At 62.2% G+C, this 16,396-nt stretch carries 15 protein-coding genes; 3 read left to right on the top strand and 12 right to left on the bottom strand.

Translation table 11 applies throughout. The features are described 5' to 3' along the window. Positions 1-73 precede the first annotated feature (73 nt). A complete protein-coding gene (gene mazG / locus NKJ94_RS06740) occupies positions 74-898 on the top strand; it encodes a nucleoside triphosphate pyrophosphohydrolase (protein ID WP_352523778.1) in 825 nt (274 codons plus the stop codon). 6 nt (positions 899-904) lie between these two features. Here mazG and hflX read toward each other — a convergent pair whose 3' ends face one another. The 8 genes from hflX to dusB all read right to left on the bottom strand — a co-directional run bounded on the left by hflX (position 905) and on the right by dusB (position 11,126). Continuing rightward, positions 905-2,296, bottom strand: a complete 1,392-nt coding sequence (gene hflX / locus NKJ94_RS06745; RefSeq protein WP_352523780.1) for a GTPase HflX — start codon at positions 2,294-2,296, stop codon at positions 905-907. After that, complete coding sequence (gene hfq / locus NKJ94_RS06750) at positions 2,297-2,542, bottom strand: RNA chaperone Hfq (RefSeq protein ID WP_006202172.1); 246 nt, start codon at positions 2,540-2,542, stop codon at positions 2,297-2,299. Between the two features lie 145 nt (positions 2,543-2,687). Further along, a complete protein-coding gene (locus tag NKJ94_RS06755; protein WP_352523781.1) occupies positions 2,688-3,551 on the bottom strand; it encodes a D-amino-acid transaminase in 864 nt (287 codons plus the stop codon). A 190-nt stretch (positions 3,552-3,741) separates the two neighbouring features. After that, on the bottom strand, positions 3,742-5,103 hold the full coding sequence (gene ntrX / locus NKJ94_RS06760; protein ID WP_352523783.1) for a nitrogen assimilation response regulator NtrX: 1,362 nt from the start codon (positions 5,101-5,103) through the stop codon (positions 3,742-3,744). Further along, positions 5,093-7,378: a sensor histidine kinase NtrY-like gene (locus NKJ94_RS06765; protein WP_352523784.1), complete on the bottom strand. Its 2,286-nt coding sequence runs from the start codon at positions 7,376-7,378 to the stop codon at positions 5,093-5,095. Before NKJ94_RS06765 ends, ntrX begins: the two co-directional genes overlap by 11 nt. A 126-nt stretch (positions 7,379-7,504) precedes the next feature. Continuing rightward, a complete protein-coding gene (gene ntrC, locus NKJ94_RS06770; protein WP_254817199.1) occupies positions 7,505-8,965 on the bottom strand; it encodes a nitrogen regulation protein NR(I) in 1,461 nt (486 codons plus the stop codon). Further along, a complete protein-coding gene (locus tag NKJ94_RS06775) occupies positions 8,962-10,104 on the bottom strand; it encodes a two-component system sensor histidine kinase NtrB (RefSeq protein ID WP_352523785.1) in 1,143 nt (380 codons plus the stop codon). The genes ntrC and NKJ94_RS06775 overlap by 4 nt, the downstream gene beginning before the upstream one ends. Continuing rightward, positions 10,101-11,126 carry a tRNA dihydrouridine synthase DusB gene (gene dusB, locus NKJ94_RS06780; protein ID WP_352523787.1) on the bottom strand — a complete coding sequence of 342 codons (1,026 nt, stop codon included), beginning with the start codon at positions 11,124-11,126 and terminating at the stop codon, positions 10,101-10,103. The genes NKJ94_RS06775 and dusB overlap by 4 nt, the downstream gene beginning before the upstream one ends. A 181-nt stretch (positions 11,127-11,307) precedes the next feature. Between dusB and NKJ94_RS06785 the strand changes: the two genes are divergently transcribed. After that, entirely contained in the window at positions 11,308-12,528 is a 1,221-nt protein-coding gene (locus tag NKJ94_RS06785) for a bifunctional 2-C-methyl-D-erythritol 4-phosphate cytidylyltransferase/2-C-methyl-D-erythritol 2,4-cyclodiphosphate synthase (RefSeq protein WP_352523788.1), read from the top strand. After that, complete coding sequence (locus NKJ94_RS06790) at positions 12,525-13,034, top strand: CinA family protein (protein WP_352523790.1); 510 nt, start codon at positions 12,525-12,527, stop codon at positions 13,032-13,034. The genes NKJ94_RS06785 and NKJ94_RS06790 overlap by 4 nt, the downstream gene beginning before the upstream one ends. Here the strand turns inward: NKJ94_RS06790 and NKJ94_RS06795 are convergent. The 4 genes from NKJ94_RS06795 to lpdA all read right to left on the bottom strand — a co-directional run bounded on the left by NKJ94_RS06795 (position 13,010) and on the right by lpdA (position 16,387). Next, complete coding sequence (locus tag NKJ94_RS06795) at positions 13,010-13,471, bottom strand: type II toxin-antitoxin system RatA family toxin (RefSeq protein WP_352523792.1); 462 nt, start codon at positions 13,469-13,471, stop codon at positions 13,010-13,012. The genes NKJ94_RS06790 and NKJ94_RS06795 overlap by 25 nt on opposite strands. Before the next feature lie 12 nt (positions 13,472-13,483). After that, positions 13,484-14,449: a lipoyl synthase gene (lipA, locus tag NKJ94_RS06800; protein ID WP_352523794.1), complete on the bottom strand. Its 966-nt coding sequence runs from the start codon at positions 14,447-14,449 to the stop codon at positions 13,484-13,486. Between the two features lie 136 nt (positions 14,450-14,585). Then, complete coding sequence (locus tag NKJ94_RS06805) at positions 14,586-14,843, bottom strand: GlsB/YeaQ/YmgE family stress response membrane protein (RefSeq protein WP_352523796.1); 258 nt, start codon at positions 14,841-14,843, stop codon at positions 14,586-14,588. Between the two features lie 98 nt (positions 14,844-14,941). Continuing rightward, on the bottom strand, positions 14,942-16,387 hold the full coding sequence (lpdA, locus tag NKJ94_RS06810; RefSeq protein ID WP_352523798.1) for a dihydrolipoyl dehydrogenase: 1,446 nt from the start codon (positions 16,385-16,387) through the stop codon (positions 14,942-14,944). Positions 16,388-16,396: the final 9 nt, after the last annotated feature.

The following is a 16,396-nucleotide window of genomic DNA, read 5'->3' on the forward strand; positions in this document are numbered from 1 at the left end:
CAACTGTGGACATTGCGCCCTCGCCGGCTGAAGCCGTTGGCCGCGCGGCCGGGCGCAGGATAGCGTTCGCCAGATGAATCCATCGAAAGACATTTCCCGGCTGATCGAGATCATGGCAGCGCTGCGGGCGCCGGAAACCGGCTGTCCGTGGGACGTCGAGCAGGACTTTTCGACAATCGCGCCATACACGATAGAGGAAGCCTACGAAGTGGCGGACGCAATCGCGCGCGGCGACCTCGACGATCTGCGCGATGAGCTCGGTGACCTCCTGCTGCAAGTGGTCTACCACGCGCAAATGGCCGAGGAGGCCGGCGAATTTTCATTCGGCGATGTGGTCCAGGCCATCACCACTAAAATGATCCGCCGCCACCCGCATGTCTTCGGCGACGAGAAGGCGCGCAGCGCCGGCATGGCCAAGGGCATGTGGGAAAAGATCAAGGCGGAGGAGAAGGCGGAGAAGCGCAGTGCGCGCCTCGCCCGCGGGCTCCACCCGGAAGACCACGGCCAAGGCTTTCTCGACAGCGTGCCGGTCGCCCTGCCCGCGCTGACCCGGGCGCTCAAGCTGCAGGAAAAGGCCGCCCGCGTTGGCTTCGACTGGAGCGAGGCGGCACCGATCCTCGACAAGATCGAGGAGGAGATCGGCGAATTGCGCGAGGCGCTGGCCAAAGGCGACACTGCGCCGATCAAGGACGAATTCGGCGACATGCTGTTTGCCGTCGTCAATCTCGGCCGGCACCTTAAAATCGATTCCGAAGCGGCACTCAGCGGCACCAACGAAAAATTCCGGGCACGTTTCCATTATATCGAGCGGACGCTGCACGCGTCGGGAAACACCCTCGAAGAGGCGACGCTGGACGAAATGGAAGCGCTTTGGCAGCAGGCAAAAAACGCGAAATAAAAGCCCCTACCCGTTGTTTTGACGGCGCAATCGGCTTTCGATCTCTTGCCGAGCACTGTGTGTGGCCTTGAGCGAGATGGTCACGCTGCCATCCTCATTGTCATCGCGCGAGGCAATGTCGCCGTTGCGGTAGAGCCAGTCGACGACGCCGAGTTGGTCGGGCTTGAGCGTGACGGTAAACGATTCCAGTTCGCCCGACATCATCGTCTCGATGATCGCCTTCAGCGTATCGATACCCTCTCCGGTAACCGCCGATATGGCGATCGGCGGCGCCTTCTTGCCATCAGCGCCATCGGCAAGCAGCCGCGCCCGGTTGCCTTCGTCGAGCCGGTCGATCTTATTCCACACTTCTATGACGCGCTTGCTATCGCGGGCATCGACGCCGAGGTCGGCAAGAATGCGCTCGACATCCTCGGCCTGCGCCGCCGTATCGGGGTCGGAGATGTCGCGCAGATGAATGACGAGGTCTGCCTCGACCACCTCCTCCAGCGTCGCCCTGAAGGCCGCGACCAGATGTGTCGGCAGGTCGGAAATGAAGCCGACCGTATCCGAAAGGATGATCGGCGTGCCATGCGGCAGGCGCACACGGCGCAGCGTCGGGTCGAGCGTGGCAAACAGCATGTCTTCCGCCAGCACCCCCGCTCCGGTCAGCCGGTTGAACATCGTCGACTTGCCGGCATTGGTGTAGCCGACGATCGCCACCACCGGAAACGGCACCTTCTTGCGCTTGGCGCGGTGCAGGTCGCGGGTGCGGCGCACGGTTTCCAGCTCGTGCTTCAGCTTGGTGATCTTGTCCTGAAGCACACGCCGGTCCGACTCGATCTGCGTCTCGCCGGGGCCGCCGAGAAAGCCGGCGCCGCCGCGCTGGCGCTCGAGGTGGGTCCAGCTCCGCACAAGGCGGCCCTTCTGATAGTTCAGATGGGCAAGATCGACCTGCAGCGTGCCTTCCTTGGTGCGGGCGCGCTCGCCGAAAATCTCAAGGATCAGGCCGGTGCGGTCCAGCACCTTGGCGTTCAACTCTTTTTCAAGGTTGCGCTGCTGTACCGGCGTCAGCGGATGATCGACAATGACCACTTCCGCGTGACCCTCTTTGACGATCTCGGCGAACTCGGCGACCTTGCCGCTGCCGAGCAAGGTCGCAGGGCGTGGATCGTTGACGGTCACCACCGCCGTGTGAACCAGGTCAAGGTCGATGGCGCTGGCAAGGCCGACCGCCTCGTCGCGACGGGCCTCGGCGGAACGGGTCAGGCGCGGGCGATTGGTGTCGTCGTCGCCACGCGGCTGCCGGGTAAGCACCGGCACGATGACCACTGCCCGGGTCGGACCTTTGGCCACTGTCCCGGTCTGATGTGCTGGTTTTCCGCGAACGCTGCGGTCCGCGTCTTTCTCACGTGCCAATCAGGCGCCCTGGCTTTCCTCACCATCGAACATCTGAACCGGCTGGCTCGGCATGATCGTGGAAATGGCGTGCTTGTAGACGAGCTGGGAATGGCCGTCGCGACGCAGCAGTACACAGAAATTGTCGAACGAAGTGACCACCCCGGTCAGCTTCACGCCGTTGATGAGAAAGATGGTGAGTGGGTTTTTGCTCTTGCGAACTGAATTCAGGAACAGGTCCTGAAGATTTTGCGATCGTTCCGCCATTGTTCTTGTCTTTCGCCGATCCCCTTCGGTTTGCGAGCCAATGCGCCAAATTAGCCGGCACATGTCAAGCACGCAAACACCATCTTGCCGTCAGCAACGACAAGCAGAACGAGATATATTGATGTTCATTCCATCTGTGCGGTTATCAGGCTGGACTTTTTTCCGCAACGTCAAAAAAGGCCTGCCTTAATGAAACTGTTATCGAACCCGGGTGGCCGTTGGCGACGGGAGCGCCATCGATTGCCACCACCGGCATGGCGATCGTGGTCGCGGAGCTGATGAAGACCTCGCGTGCGGCCTTGGCTTCGGCAACCGAAAAACCGCGCTCCTCGATCTTCAGGCCGAGCTTGGCGGCCACGTCGAACAGCGTCGTGCGGGTGATACCGCGCAAGATGCCGTGCTCGGCCGGACGCGTCACCAGCACGCCATCTCTGGTGATGATCCAGGCATTCGACGATCCGCCTTCCTTGACGGTGCCGTCAACATCGACGAACCACGCCTCCTGGGCGCCGGCTTCCTTGGCCTTCTGCTTGGCCAGCACGTTCGGCAACAGGCCGACCGACTTGATATCGACCCGATCCCATCGGTTCTCCGGCACCGTGATAACCCGGATCCCACTCTCGGCCCGCTTCACGGCAGCTGCAGGATCGGCTTTTTTGGCGGTCACCACCAGCGACGGCTTCGTGCCTGCCGGCGGGAAGAAAAACTCACGGCTGGCGACACCGCGTGTCACCTGGACATAGACCAGGCCGTCGACGACATGGTTGCGGCGCACCACTTCGCGCATGACGAGCGGCAGCACGCCGCGCGTGATCGGCCAGTCGATCGAGAGTTCGGTGAGCGAGCGGTTCAAACGGGCGAGATGGCGCGGCATGTCGACGATGAACCCCCTTGCCACCTCGCAGACCTCGTAGACGCCGTCGGCGAATTGATAGCCACGGTCCTCGATATGCACGGAAGCTTCGGCGTGAGCGACATAGCGTCCGTTCACATAGGCAATGCGCGACATGGGTAATCCCTGGAGAAGTCAGCGCATGACCCCGAATCGGAATCGATTTTTGGAAAGGATCATGCGCAAAAATCAAAATGCTACAGCGTCCTTTGCGCGTCCCAAAAGACGCGCGGCGCTGTAGTGCTTTCTTATGCGATTCCACGGCCGCCGTAACCGATAATTGCGTGGGCCACGACTGGTTTGGCTGTCAGACGCCCAGCGACTTCAGTTTGCGGTGCAATGCGGAGCGTTCCATGCCGATAAACTCGGCCGTCTTCGAGATGTTGCCGCCAAAACGGTTGATCTGGGCGATCAGATAGTCCTTCTCGAATTGTTCGCGCGCTTCCCGCAGCGGCAGCGCCATTATGTGCTGATCGGACTTGTTTGGAGTGCGCGGCATGACGTCGCCGATCTCGGCAGGCAGGAGATCGGCGGTGATCGGCGCCTCAACATCGTCGCCGCGCGCCAGGATCATCAGCCGCTCGACATTGTTGCGCAACTGGCGAACGTTGCCCGGCCAGTTATGCGCCTGCAGCACCGCCAGCGCGTCGTCGCCGATGCGGCGCGGCTTGATGCCGGCCTGGCGAGCGATCTGCTTCATGAAATTGTCGACCAGATAAGGAATGTCCTCGCGACGCTCGGCCAGTCCCGGCACCATGACCGGAACCACGGCCAGGCGATGATAAAGGTCCTCACGGAAACGGCCGTCGGCGATCATGGCTTCCAGGTTCTGCGAGGTCGACGAAATGATGCGCACGTCGACCTTGACGCGCTTAGTGCCCCCTACCCGCTCGAACTGCTGTTCGACCAGCACGCGCAGGATCTTGTTTTGCGTCTCGCGCGGCATGTCGGCCACTTCATCGATGTAGAGAATGCCGCGATGGGCTTCCTCCAGCGCACCGACCTTGCGTTCGACGCCGTTCGATTCGGTGCCGAACAGCTCGATCTCCATGCGCTCTGGCGTGATGTTGGCGGCGCTCAGCGTCACAAACGGTGCACTCTTGCGCGCCGACAGCGCGTGGATGGCGCGCGCCGCCAGTTCCTTGCCCGAGCCGGAGGGGCCGATGATCATGACGCGGCTGTTGGTCGGCGCGACGCGCTCGATGGTCTGGCGCAACTGGCTCATCGCCGACGACATGCCGATGAGGTCGAAAGTCTCGCCGCTGCGCAGCTTGAGATCCGAAACCTCGCGTCTCAATTTGGACGTTTCGAGCGCCCGTTCGGCAATGAGGATCAGCCTATCGGCCTTGAATGGCTTTTCGATGAAATCATAGGCGCCGCGGCGGATGGCCGAGACCGCCGTTTCGATATTGCCGTGGCCCGAGATCATCACCACCGGCAGGTTCGGGTGCATCGTCTTGATCTCGTCCAGCAAGGCTAGGCCATCCAGGCGCGAGCCCTGCAGCCAGATGTCGAGGAAGATCAGCCTGGGTGCCCGGTCGGCAACCACCGCCAGCGCGCTGTCGGCATCAAATGCCGTGCGGGTTTCGTGACCTTCGTCGCTCAGGATACCGGCGACAAGCTCGCGGATGTCTTCCTCGTCATCGACGATGAGAATATCAGACGCCATTACCGACCTTTTCAGTTTCTCTTTCGTGTTCCGTCTTACCTTCGCCGCGTATCGGAACGGTGGCGGCAACCGGCAGGATGATGCTAATCATTGCGCCCCGCCCGTCGTGGAATTCCGCTGGAGCATCGTGCAATTCGAGTCGCCCGCCATGGTCCTCCACGATCTTCTTGACGATAGCGAGGCCAAGTCCGGTGCCTTTCTCGCGTGTCGTCATGTAAGGCTCGAGCAAGCGCTGCCGGTTTTCGCGCGGCAAGCCCCTGCCGTTGTCGATGACGTCGATTCGAATCGCGCCATTCTGACGCCCGGCTTGAATCCGGATTATGCCGTGCGGACGATCCTCTGCATCAAGTCCGTCGATGGCTTCGGCAGCGTTCTTGATGACGTTGCCGAAAGCCTGCGCCATCAGGCGGCTGTCGAACGTGCCTTTGAGCGGCTCACTGCCGAAGGCGCGCTCGAAGGTGATGTCGGCCCGGCTCACTTCGACCAGGAACGAGGCTTCGCGCAACGAATCACGCAGATCGATGGCCTTCATTTCCGGTTTCGGCATGCGGGCGAACGCCGAGAACTCGTCGACCATGCGGCCGATGTCCTCCACTTGCCGGATGATGGTGTCGGTGCATTGATCGAAAACCTCACGGTCCTCGGTGATGACTTTGCCGTAACGGCGCTTGATACGCTCGGCCGAAAGCTGGATCGGCGTCAGCGGGTTCTTGATCTCGTGAGCGATGCGCCGCGCCACGTCGGCCCATGCGGAGGAACGCTGTGCCTGGACCAGGTCGGTAATGTCGTCGACTGTCACGACGTAGGATTTATCCTCCGAACCGTCGTCGCCGGCTTCGATCGTGATCTGCACGTTGAAGGTCCGTTCAGTGCCGGCACGATAGAAGGTGACCTGTTCGCGATAGACCGGCTTGCCCGACTTGCGGCCGATCTCGAAGACGCGGCCGACATGCGGCAGCACGGCGGAAAGGTTCTGCCCAAGCGCTGCCGTAGCGGATATGGCCAGCATCGTTTCGGCCGAACGGTTGACGATAGTGACGATGCCATATGGATCAACGCCGATGACCCCGGCGGTGACGCCGGCAAGCACCGCTTCCGAAAAGCGCCGCCGCTCGTCGATCAAATCCTTGGCCGACAGGATCTCGTTGCGCTGCGATTTCAGCTCCATCAGCATCTTGTTGAAGGTGTCGCCGAGTGAGGCGACGTCACCGTCGGAAGGGCGGACGGGCACGGCTACGTCGAGATTGCCGGTGGCCACCTCGTCGGCCGCGCCGATAAGCTGACGAATCGGCCGCACCAGGCGGTCGGCCACCGCAATGCCGGTCCAGATGGCGGACAGGATGATGATCAGCGTCAGTGATAGATAGGGAAGCGCGAAAGCCACTTGCGAGGTGCGGCGATTGTCTTCGAGACCGCGATATTCGGCGGTGTTGGATTTGACGATCTGCCGTGCCTTGATCACCTCGGGATCGACGAGGCGAATGGTGTAGAGATAGAGCCCTTCAATCTCGCGCAGCTTGACGATGGCGCCCATGATGTTGCGGGTGCGCGGCTCGATCAGCACCGGCTTGCCGTCGGCAGCACTTGCCACGGCACCCTCCGGCGGCTCCGGCATGGCAAAGTCCGCGTCGGTCTTGGCGCTCATGACAAAGGAACCATCGGGCTTGATGAGTGCTGCGTGTGCCAGCGAGCGTCCTACGGCCTCCTTGTTCATAAGATCTAGGAAACCGGTGCGATCGAGGCCGTAAAGCGTACGGGAAGCGTCGAGGTCGTAAGCCATCGACAACGTCGTGCCCTGAAGATTCCGTGCGTTTTCCTGCACATAGGCGTCGGCGATCGACAACGACGAATTAACGATCGTCTTGGTGCGGATCTCGAACCAACGGTCGAGGCCGATGTCGAGCGTGATCGACGCGATGATCGCCACCATGATCGCGGGAATGGCGGCGACCAGCGCAAACATCGCCACGATGCGCACGTGCAGGCGCGACGCAGCCTTGCCGTGCCGGCGTGCCATCAGGATGCGATGCACTTCGCGGCCGACCAGCGCAATCAGGAACAGAACGAACGCGGCGTTGAGCGCAATCAGTGCCAGCGTGGTCCTCGCGTCGGGCGTGATCGGCGTGGCGCCGACAAGAATGGCGAAGGAGATTGCCGCCGTCACCAGCGCACCGGCAACGGCGACCACGCCGGGCAGTGCAAGCAGCCGGCGCCCGTCCCGCGCGCCGGTACCGCTGAAAAGCGGCTCTCTCAATATTGGTGTCTGTGAAGCCATGTCGCCGTCTGGAGCCAGTGATTGCGTCGGATGTATGCAACGCATTGTGGCGATTATGCAACAAGTGTGGCCGAGACGGAAATCTTTCGGCGATCGATCCCCTGGAAAGCGCTCGTAAGGGTTCGTCTAGACCTGCCTGGAGGATTTGTAGACGTTGACGCCGAGTTCGCGAATCTTCTTGCGTAGCGTGTTGCGGTTGAGTCCCAGCAGTTCGGCGGCCTTGATCTGGTTACCGCGCGTTGCGGTCATCGAGGCGAGGACCAGCGGATACTCGACCTCGGAAAGGATTCGCTGATAGAGCCCGGCTGGCGGCAAGTCGCCGGCAAACGAGGCAAAATAGCGCTGCAGGAAATGCTCCACCGCCTGGCCGATGGAAAGGTCGTCGGGAATGAGGTTGCCGCCACCTGGAACGACCGGCCTTTCGCCAGTCTTCAACTCCGCCTCGATGATCTCGGCGGAAATCTCGTCCTGCGAATACAGTGCAGCCAGCCTGCGGATGAGGTTTTCGAGTTCGCGCACGTTGCCCGGCCATGGGTAGCGCTTCATCAACTCGATGCCGCCGGTGGAAATGCGCTTGGTCTGCAGGCCTTCGCTGACGCCGAGCTTGAAGAAGTGACGGACGAGGTCCGGAATGTCCTCCGATCGCTCGCGCAGCGCCGGCAGCCTGAGCGGCACGACGTTCAAGCGGTAGAACAGGTCCTCGCGGAAAAGCCCCTGATTGATCAGCGTGCGCAGGTCCTTGTTGGTAGCAGCGACGATGCGCACGTCGGTCTTGATCGGCGTGCGGCCGCCGACCGTGGTGTATTCGCCCTGCTGCAGCACACGCAGCAGCCGCGTCTGCGCTTCCATCGGCATGTCGCCAATCTCGTCGAGGAAGAGCGTGCCGCCTTCAGCCTGCTCGAAACGGCCGGTGGAACGGTTCTGCGCGCCGGTAAAGGCGCCCTTCTCGTGCCCGAACAGCTCCGATTCGATCAGGTCGCGTGGGATCGCCGCCATGTTGATGGCGACGAACGGACCACCACGACGACGACCATATTCGTGCAGCGCGCGCGCCACCAGTTCCTTGCCGGTACCCGACTCGCCTGAGATCATCACCGTCAGGTCGGTCTGCATCATGCGCGCCAGCATGCGGTAGATGTCCTGCATGGCCGCCGAGCGGCCGACCAGCGGCATCGTTTCCGGCGGCTCGTCGGCACGCGTATCGATCTTCGGCCGCCTCGGCTCGGAAAGCGCGCGGTTGACGATATTGAGGAGCTCGGTCAGGTCGAACGGCTTTGGCAGATATTCGTAGGCTCCGGTTTCGGAGGCCCGGATCGCGGTCATGAACGTGTTCTGCGCACTCATGACGATGACCGGCAGTTCCGGTCGCGCCTTCTTGATGCGCGGTAGCATGTCGAAGGCGTTCTCGTCAGGCATAACGACGTCGGTGATGACCAGATCGCCCTCGCCCGCCGCCACCCAGCGCCACAGCGTCGAAGCGTTGGAGGTGACACGCACGTCATGGCCGACGCGTGAAAGCGCCTGGTTGAGGACAGTGCGGATGGCCGCATCGTCGTCAGCGACGAGAATATTGCCGCGAACGGTCATTTGCGGTCTCCTTCACCGTCGTCGTCGGTGCCAAACTGAGTTTCTTTCCACGCCGGCATCAGGATGCGGAAGGTGGTCCCGCGCGGCGTCGATTCGCATTCAATGATGCCGCCATGCTCGCCGACAATCTTCGCGACCAGCGCCAGACCGAGACCGGAGCCGTTCGGCTTGGTGGTGATAAAGGGATCAAACAGGATCGGCAGAATATCCTCCGAAACTCCCGAGCCGTTGTCACGCACGCAGAATTCCAATGGCAGCGATACGCGATCCTGCGTTCCCGGCACCGAAACACGGATGCCCGGCCGGAAGGCGGTCGACAGCACGATTTCGCCCTGCGGATCGCTGCCGATCGCCTCGGCGGCATTTTTGACTAGGTTGAGGAATACCTGGATGAGCTGATCGCGGTTGGCAAAAACCGGAGGCAACGATGGATCATAGTCCTCTAATATCTTGATCCGCTTGGCAAAACCGTTCTTGGCGATCGCCTTGACATGGTCGAGCACGATATGGATGTTGACGGGGTAGCGGTCGATCGGCCGCTCGTCGGAAAACACCTCCATGCGGTCGACCAGCGAGACAATGCGGTCGGTCTCGTCGGTGATCAGCCTGGTCAGCGCGCGATCCTCGTCGGATGCCGACAGCTCTAGCAGCTGGGCGGCACCACGAATGCCGGACAGCGGGTTCTTGATCTCATGGGCAAGCATCGCGGCGAGGCCGGTGACCGAGCGCGCGGCACCGCGATGCGTCATCTGCCGATCGATCTTGTCGGCCATCGAGCGCTCCTGGAACATCACCACGACGGAGCCTGGAAATTCCGTCACCGGCGCAACGTAGAGGTCGACCACCTTCTCGATGCCGAGACGCGGCGACGACACGTCCACTCGGTATTCGTTGACCGGCGCTCGGCGCTCGCGAACCTGGTCGACAAGCGTCAGCAGCGGACTGCCGAAAGGAATGAGCTTGTGCAGCGTGTTGCGGGCGAGCATCGTGGCGCTCGAGCGGAAAAAATCCTCGGCATCGGCATTGGCGAAGGTGATGAAGCCTTGCGGATCGACCATGATCACCGGCCGACGAATGGTGTTGAGCACAATATGCGCGGCGTCCGCCATATCCGTGCTCTGTGTGACGGTGGCGTTCATGCCGCACTCCGCAGGTTCGCCGCTTCGGGAGCGCTTGAAAACATGTCGCGCAGCAAGGCGATGACACGCCCAGGCCCGAAAGACGTGAGTATGGCCCTGCGCCGGTCGTCGCTTGCGGCGGTATGCCGGTCGAGATACCAGCCGAGATGCTTGCGCGCCTGGCGCAATCCGCTTTCCACGCCATAGAGCGTCAGCATGTCTTCGTAATGGGCAACGACGTAGTCCGACAGCGCCCCCGGGCTTTCCGGCATGCCGGATACTGGCTCGGCCAGCGCGGCCGCTACGATGCTGCCGGCAGTCCACGGCGCGCCATAATGCGCGCGGCCGATCATCACCGCGTCGGCGCCAGACTGCTCGAGGATCAACGCTGCCTCTGCCGGCGAGCCGACATCGCCATTGGCAACGACCGGGATCGAGACGGCCTGCTTGACGCGTGCGATGGCACGCCAGTCGGCCTTGCCCTGATAGAACTGGCAACGTGTGCGGCCGTGCACCGTCACCATCCTGACGCCGGCCTGCTCGGCGCGTCGCGCCAGCATCGGCGCGTTGAGCGCGCCTTCGTCCCAGCCGAGCCGCATCTTGACCGTGACCGGCACCTCGACCGCGCCGACTACCGCTTCGATCAGCGACAGTGCGTGGTCGAGGTCTCGCATCAGTGCCGAACCGGCATAGCCGCCCGTCACCTTTTTGGCCGGACAGCCCATGTTGATGTCGATGATGTCGGCGCCCTCGCCGGCTGCGATTCGCGCGCCCTCGGCCATGTGCACCGCCTCGCGGCCGGCAAGCTGGACCATGTGGACAGGCAGCCCGGAATGACGGATGCGCAGGCCGCAACCGGCCCTGCCCTTTGCAAGCTCACCGCTCGCCACCATTTCCGACACCACCAGCCCGGCGCCATGCGCATGGGCGCGCTGCCGGAACGGTTCGTCGGTAATGCCCGACATCGGCGCGAGAAACACGCGGTTGCGGATTCTCACGCCACCCACGTCCAGCGGCGAGGCCAATTTGGTCACATCAGGCATGCACAAAAACCAAGCACCTTCGATTGCTGCACATTCTCTAGCCAGAACGACGGCAATGTGCAACGCGCAATGTCGTGACATTAAGGCGCATTTGGGAAAAATACGGATCGCCGGACCGCACCAACCCTAGGTCTTCCGAAAGCGATACCACTTTTCGGGATCATGCGCTAAGCGTCTCGGCATGAGAGATGTGAGCGAAAAGCAAGCTGCGGACGACAAGGTCGCCGTGGTCATCGTTGCGGCCGGCCGCGGCGCGCGCGCCGGACAGGCCAATGGGCCGAAGCAGTACCAGCAGATTGGCGGCGGCGCTGTCATCGCACGCACGCTCGACGCCTTTCTGACGCATCCGAAGATCGGACCTGTCGTCGTTGCTGTTCATGCCGACGACGGCGCGCTTTTCCGTCGCGCCGCCGGCGCGAATGCCGACCGTGTTGTCGCTGTGACCGGCGGTACGTCACGGCAGGAGTCCGTCCGGCTTGGGCTGCTGGCGCTGAGAAGCCACGCGCCGGGCCGGGTCCTGATCCATGATGCGGCTCGGCCGTTTGTCGATGCGGAACTGATAGACCGCACGATCGCCGCCATTGAAGAGCGCCAGGGAGCACTGCCTGCTTTGCCTGTTGCCGATACGCTCAAGCGCGAAACGGCCGAAGGCATGATCGGCGAAACGGTGTCCAGGGCCGGGCTCCATGCCGCACAGACACCGCAAGGCTTTCCGTTCTGGCCGATCCTAGCCGCGCACGAAAAGGCTCATCATCTGGGCAAAGCGGATTTCACCGACGATGCGGCAATCGCCGAATGGGCGCATATTCCGGTGAAGATCGTTCCCGGCTCGCCGGACAATGTCAAGCTGACCTGGGCACGGGATATTGCAATGGCGGATCAGCGGCTTTCCGGCGGGTCACGGTTTCCGGACATCCGAACCGGCAATGGCTACGACGTTCATGCCTTCGAGCCCGGAGACCATGTCACCCTGTGCGGCGTCGCCATTCCACACGACAGGAAATTATCCGGCCATTCGGATGCCGATGTCGGCCTGCATGCGTTGACTGACGCGTTGCTCGCCACCTGCGGCGCCGGCGACATCGGCACGCATTTCCCGCCCTCCGACCCGCAGTGGAAAGGGGCCGCTTCACGCATTTTCGTCGAACACGCGGCGAAGCTGGTGCGCGAGCGCGGCGGGCGCATCGCCAATGCCGACATCACGCTGATCTGCGAGGCGCCGCGCGTCGGCCCGCATCGCGAGGCCATGACCGAAACGCTTTCCGCAATACTGCGAATTTCCCGGGACCGCATCTCGATCAAGGCGACAACCAACGAAAAGCTCGGCTTTATCGGCCGCGAGGAAGGCATAGCGGCCATCGCGACCGCCAGCGTCGTATTTCCAGGTGACGTCCCCGAATGAGCAACAACGATTTCGCAGATGCCCTGCTTCAGGCCTGCCAGCAGCGCGGCATCATGCTGGCGACGGCCGAGAGCTGCACCGGCGGCATGATCATCGCCGCGCTGACCGACATCGCCGGCTCTTCCACGGTGGTCGATCGCGGCTTCATCACCTATTCCAACCAGGCCAAGACCGAGATGCTCGGCGTCTCAGCCGCCACGCTCGAGGCGCACGGCGCGGTCTCGCGCGAGACGGCGGTGGAGATGGCGGCCGGCGCCTTGGCCCATTCGCCGGCCGGGCTCGCCCTGGCGGTGACAGGCATCGCTGGTCCGGGCGGCGGCTCGGCGGAAAAACCTGTCGGCCTGGTCTGGTTCGGCGTTGCCGTGGCTGGCCGGCCGGTGGTCAGCGAATGCCAGCTGTTCGCCGACAAGGGCCGTGATTTCATCCGCCGGGAGACGGTCCGGCATGCGCTTGAACTGGGTTTGCGCGCGCTCGCTGCGGATCAGGCTGCCGATGGCGCACCGTAGATGATTTCGGCACGTTTCTCGAACGCCTCGGAGAACATGCGGAAGGCGCGGTCGAACATGGTTCCCATGAGCGCACCCAAAATGCGGCTCTTGAACTCATAGTCGATAAAGAAGCAGACGTTGCAACCGCCGCCGTCCGCCGGGTCGAAGCGCCAGACATTGCTCAGATATTTGAACGGGCCGTCGATATATTTGACGTCGATGGCGTTCTCGTCCGGCTTCAGCAGCACCTGCGTGGTGAAGGTCTCGCGGATCGCCTTGTAGCCGATGCTCATGTCGGCGATGAGCAGGGTGCGTCCGTCGCGTTCCTTGCGCGAACGAACCGTAAGTGCCTCGCAAAGCGGCAGGAATTGCGGATAGGATTCGACATCGGCGACCAGAGCGAACATCTGCTCCGGCGTATGCGAAACGCGGCGATTGGCTTCGAATTGTGGCATGAAACCAGTGTATTAGGCGGACTTCCTGAGAAAAGCTTCGCGCGCCGCGCGCAACCTGGCAAAGTCGTCGCCTGCATGGTGCGACGAGCGCGTCAGCGGGCTCGACGCCACCAGCAGGAAGCCTTTCGTTCTGCCGATCGTCTCGAAGGACTTGAACTCCTCCGGCGTGACAAAGCGGATCACCGGATGGTGCTTCTTCGACGGCTGCAGATATTGGCCGATGGTCATGAAGTCGACATTGGCCGAACGCAGATCGTCCATCAGTTGCAGGATTTCGTTCCGCTCCTCGCCAAGGCCAACCATGATGCCGGACTTGGTGAAGATCGAGGGGTCGAGTTCCTTGACCCGCTGCAAGAGCCTGATCGAGTGGAAATAGCGCGCACCCGGCCGAACCGTCAGATAGTTCGACGGCACGGTCTCTAGATTATGGTTGAAAACGTCCGGCTTGGCCGCCACGACGATCTCCAGCGCGCCGTCCTTGCGCAGGAAGTCGGGCGTCAGGATTTCGACCGTCGTCGACGGCGTCGCCGCCCTGATTGCGCGGATAACTTCGGCGAAATGCTGGGCTCCGCCGTCGGCGAGATCATCGCGGTCGACGGAGGTGATGACGACATGACTCAAGCCCATCTGCTTGACCGCATGCGCGACACGCGTCGGCTCGTCGGGATCGAGTGCAGTGGGGATGCCGGTGGCGACGTTGCAGAAGGCGCAGGCCCGCGTGCAGATCTCGCCCATAATCATGAAGGTGGCGTGCTTCTTCTCCCAGCACTCGCCGATATTGGGGCAGCCGGCCTCTTCGCACACGGTTACCAGTCTGTGAGACTTCACGATTTCGCGCGTCTCGGCATAGCCTTTCGACATCGGCGCCTTGACGCGGATCCAGTCAGGCTTGCGCAGCACGTCCTGATCCGGCTTGTGCGCCTTTTCGGGATGCCGCGGGCGCGGCGCATTGGCAATCGTGTCGAGGACGGTGACCATGTGAAACCCGGCTCATTCGCGAGCGCCTATCCGGCGCTCGCTCTACCCACGTCATCTAGGACTTTTCGGCGAAAAGAAAAAGGCCGCGATCGCGCATGCCGCGGTGGCTTTTTCGCATAGCAAGTGCCGACAGAGGTTAGCGGCGCACCAGCCGTCCGACCGCAATCAGAATGCAGGCGCCGATGAAGCCGGTGATCAGATAGGCGATCCAGCCGACGCCGAAGATGCCGATGTTCAGTGCCTGCAAGATGGCATTCAGCACGATGGCGCCGACAATGCCGAGAATAATGTTCATGAGGACGCCGGTATTGCTCTTCATGACCATCTCGGCGAGCCACCCCGCCAGGCCACCAATGATGATGGCTGCTACCCAGCCCACGCCGTTCATTTCCATATGCCCTCTCCTTGTATGATGGATGATGCGTGCGAAACGAATTGCCTTGCCGTCGAGTTCCTTTGGGCCTTCCGTGTGAGTCTCGCGCAACTAATTTATCATGCATTCAGCGCGCGACCATAGGCGTCGAGCACACTCTCCTTCATCATCTCCGACAGCGTCGGGTGCGGGAAGATCGTGTGCATCAGCTCTTCCTCGGTGGTCTCCAGGTTCATCGCCACGACGAAGCCCTGGATCAGTTCGGTTACTTCTGCGCCGACCATGTGGGCACCCAGCAACTGGCCGGTCTTCTTGTCGAAAATGGTCTTGACGAAGCCTTGGTCCTCGCCGAGCGCAATCGCCTTGCCGTTTGCGGCGAACTGGAAGCGGCCGACGCGGATGTCCTTGCCGTCGGCTTTCGCTTTGGCTTCCGTCAGTCCGACCGACGCGACTTGCGGATTGCAATAGGTGCAGCCCGGGACCTTCAGCTTGTCGATGGCATGCACGCCGGGGAAATTGGCGATCTTTTCCACGCACACCACGCCCTCATGCTCGGCCTTGTGGGCGAGCATCGGCGGTCCGGCGACATCGCCGATGGCATAGATGCCGGGCACATTGGTCCTGCCGTAGCCGTCGACGACGACGCAGCCGCGTTCGGTCTTCACGCCGAGCGCCTCGAGGCCGAGATTCTCGATATTGCCTTGCACGCCGACGGCCGAGATCATGCGGTCGGCGGTGATCTTCTCGACCTTGCCGTCCTTCATCTCGACATGCGCGGTGACCGAATTGGCGCCCTTCTCGACTTTTGTCACCCTGGCTTCGAGGATGATCTTCATGCCTTGCTTTTCGAACTGCTTTTGCGCAAATTTGGAGACTTCGGCGTCCTCGACCGGCATTACCGCCGGCAGCAGCTCGACCACGGTCACCTCGGCGCCCATGGTGCGGTAGAACGAAGCGAACTCGATGCCGATGGCGCCCGAGCCCACCACCAGCAGCGATTTCGGCATCTCTTTCGGCACCATGGCCTCGAAATAGGTCCAGATCAGCTTGCCGTCCGGCTCGATGCCGGGCAGCGCGCGCGGCCTGGCGCCGGTCGCCAGGATGATGTGCTTGGCGCTGTAGGTGCCTTCGCCCTTGACGCCCTTCGGCGCCGGCGGCTGCGGCTCCATCGGCTTCTTCGAAGACTTCGACACGACGATCTCACCAGGTTTCGTCAGTTTGGCTTCGCCCCAGATGACGTCGACCTTGTTCTTCTTCATCAGGAAGCCGACGCCGCCGTTGAGCCGCAGCGAGACCTTTCGCGAACGATCGACGACGGCGGCTGTGTCGACGCTGACCTTGCCGTCGATCTTCAGGCCGTAGTCCTTCAGGTGATCCGAATAGTGCATGATCTCGGCCGAGCGCAGCAGCGCTTTGGTCGGGATGCAGCCCCAGTTCAGGCAGATGCCGCCCAAGTGCTCGCGCTCGACAACCGCCGTCTTGAAGCCAAGTTGCGCCGAACGCACGGCAGTGACATAGCCGCCGGGGCCGGAGCCGATGATGATGACGTCGTAGTTCTCAGCCACGGCTTTCTC

The organism is Mesorhizobium sp. M0060, assembly GCF_040323155.1.
Taxonomy (GTDB): Bacteria; Pseudomonadota; Alphaproteobacteria; order Rhizobiales; family Rhizobiaceae; genus Mesorhizobium.

Bases quoted from the DNA above. Each gene is read 5' to 3' on its own strand.
- NKJ94_RS06790 (WP_352523790.1), top strand. From the start codon at position 12,525: ATGAGCAACAACGATTTCGCAGATGCCCTGCTTCAGGCCTGCCAGCAG.
- ntrC (WP_254817199.1), bottom strand. From the start codon at position 8,965: ATGACCGTTCGCGGCAATATTCTCGTCGCTGACGACGATGCGGCCATC.
- NKJ94_RS06755 (WP_352523781.1), bottom strand. From the start codon at position 3,551: ATGTCGCGCATTGCCTATGTGAACGGACGCTATGTCGCTCACGCCGAA.
- NKJ94_RS06795 (WP_352523792.1), bottom strand. From the start codon at position 13,471: ATGCCACAATTCGAAGCCAATCGCCGCGTTTCGCATACGCCGGAGCAG.
- NKJ94_RS06765 (WP_352523784.1), bottom strand. From the start codon at position 7,378: ATGGCTTCACAGACACCAATATTGAGAGAGCCGCTTTTCAGCGGTACC.
- ntrX (WP_352523783.1), bottom strand. From the start codon at position 5,103: ATGGCGTCTGATATTCTCATCGTCGATGACGAGGAAGACATCCGCGAG.
- NKJ94_RS06785 (WP_352523788.1), top strand. From the start codon at position 11,308: ATGAGAGATGTGAGCGAAAAGCAAGCTGCGGACGACAAGGTCGCCGTG.
- lipA (WP_352523794.1), bottom strand. From the start codon at position 14,449: ATGGTCACCGTCCTCGACACGATTGCCAATGCGCCGCGCCCGCGGCAT.
- hfq (WP_006202172.1), bottom strand. From the start codon at position 2,542: ATGGCGGAACGATCGCAAAATCTTCAGGACCTGTTCCTGAATTCAGTT.
- dusB (WP_352523787.1), bottom strand. From the start codon at position 11,126: ATGCCTGATGTGACCAAATTGGCCTCGCCGCTGGACGTGGGTGGCGTG.
- NKJ94_RS06775 (WP_352523785.1), bottom strand. From the start codon at position 10,104: ATGAACGCCACCGTCACACAGAGCACGGATATGGCGGACGCCGCGCAT.
- NKJ94_RS06805 (WP_352523796.1), bottom strand. From the start codon at position 14,843: ATGGAAATGAACGGCGTGGGCTGGGTAGCAGCCATCATCATTGGTGGC.
- mazG (WP_352523778.1), top strand. From the start codon at position 74: ATGAATCCATCGAAAGACATTTCCCGGCTGATCGAGATCATGGCAGCG.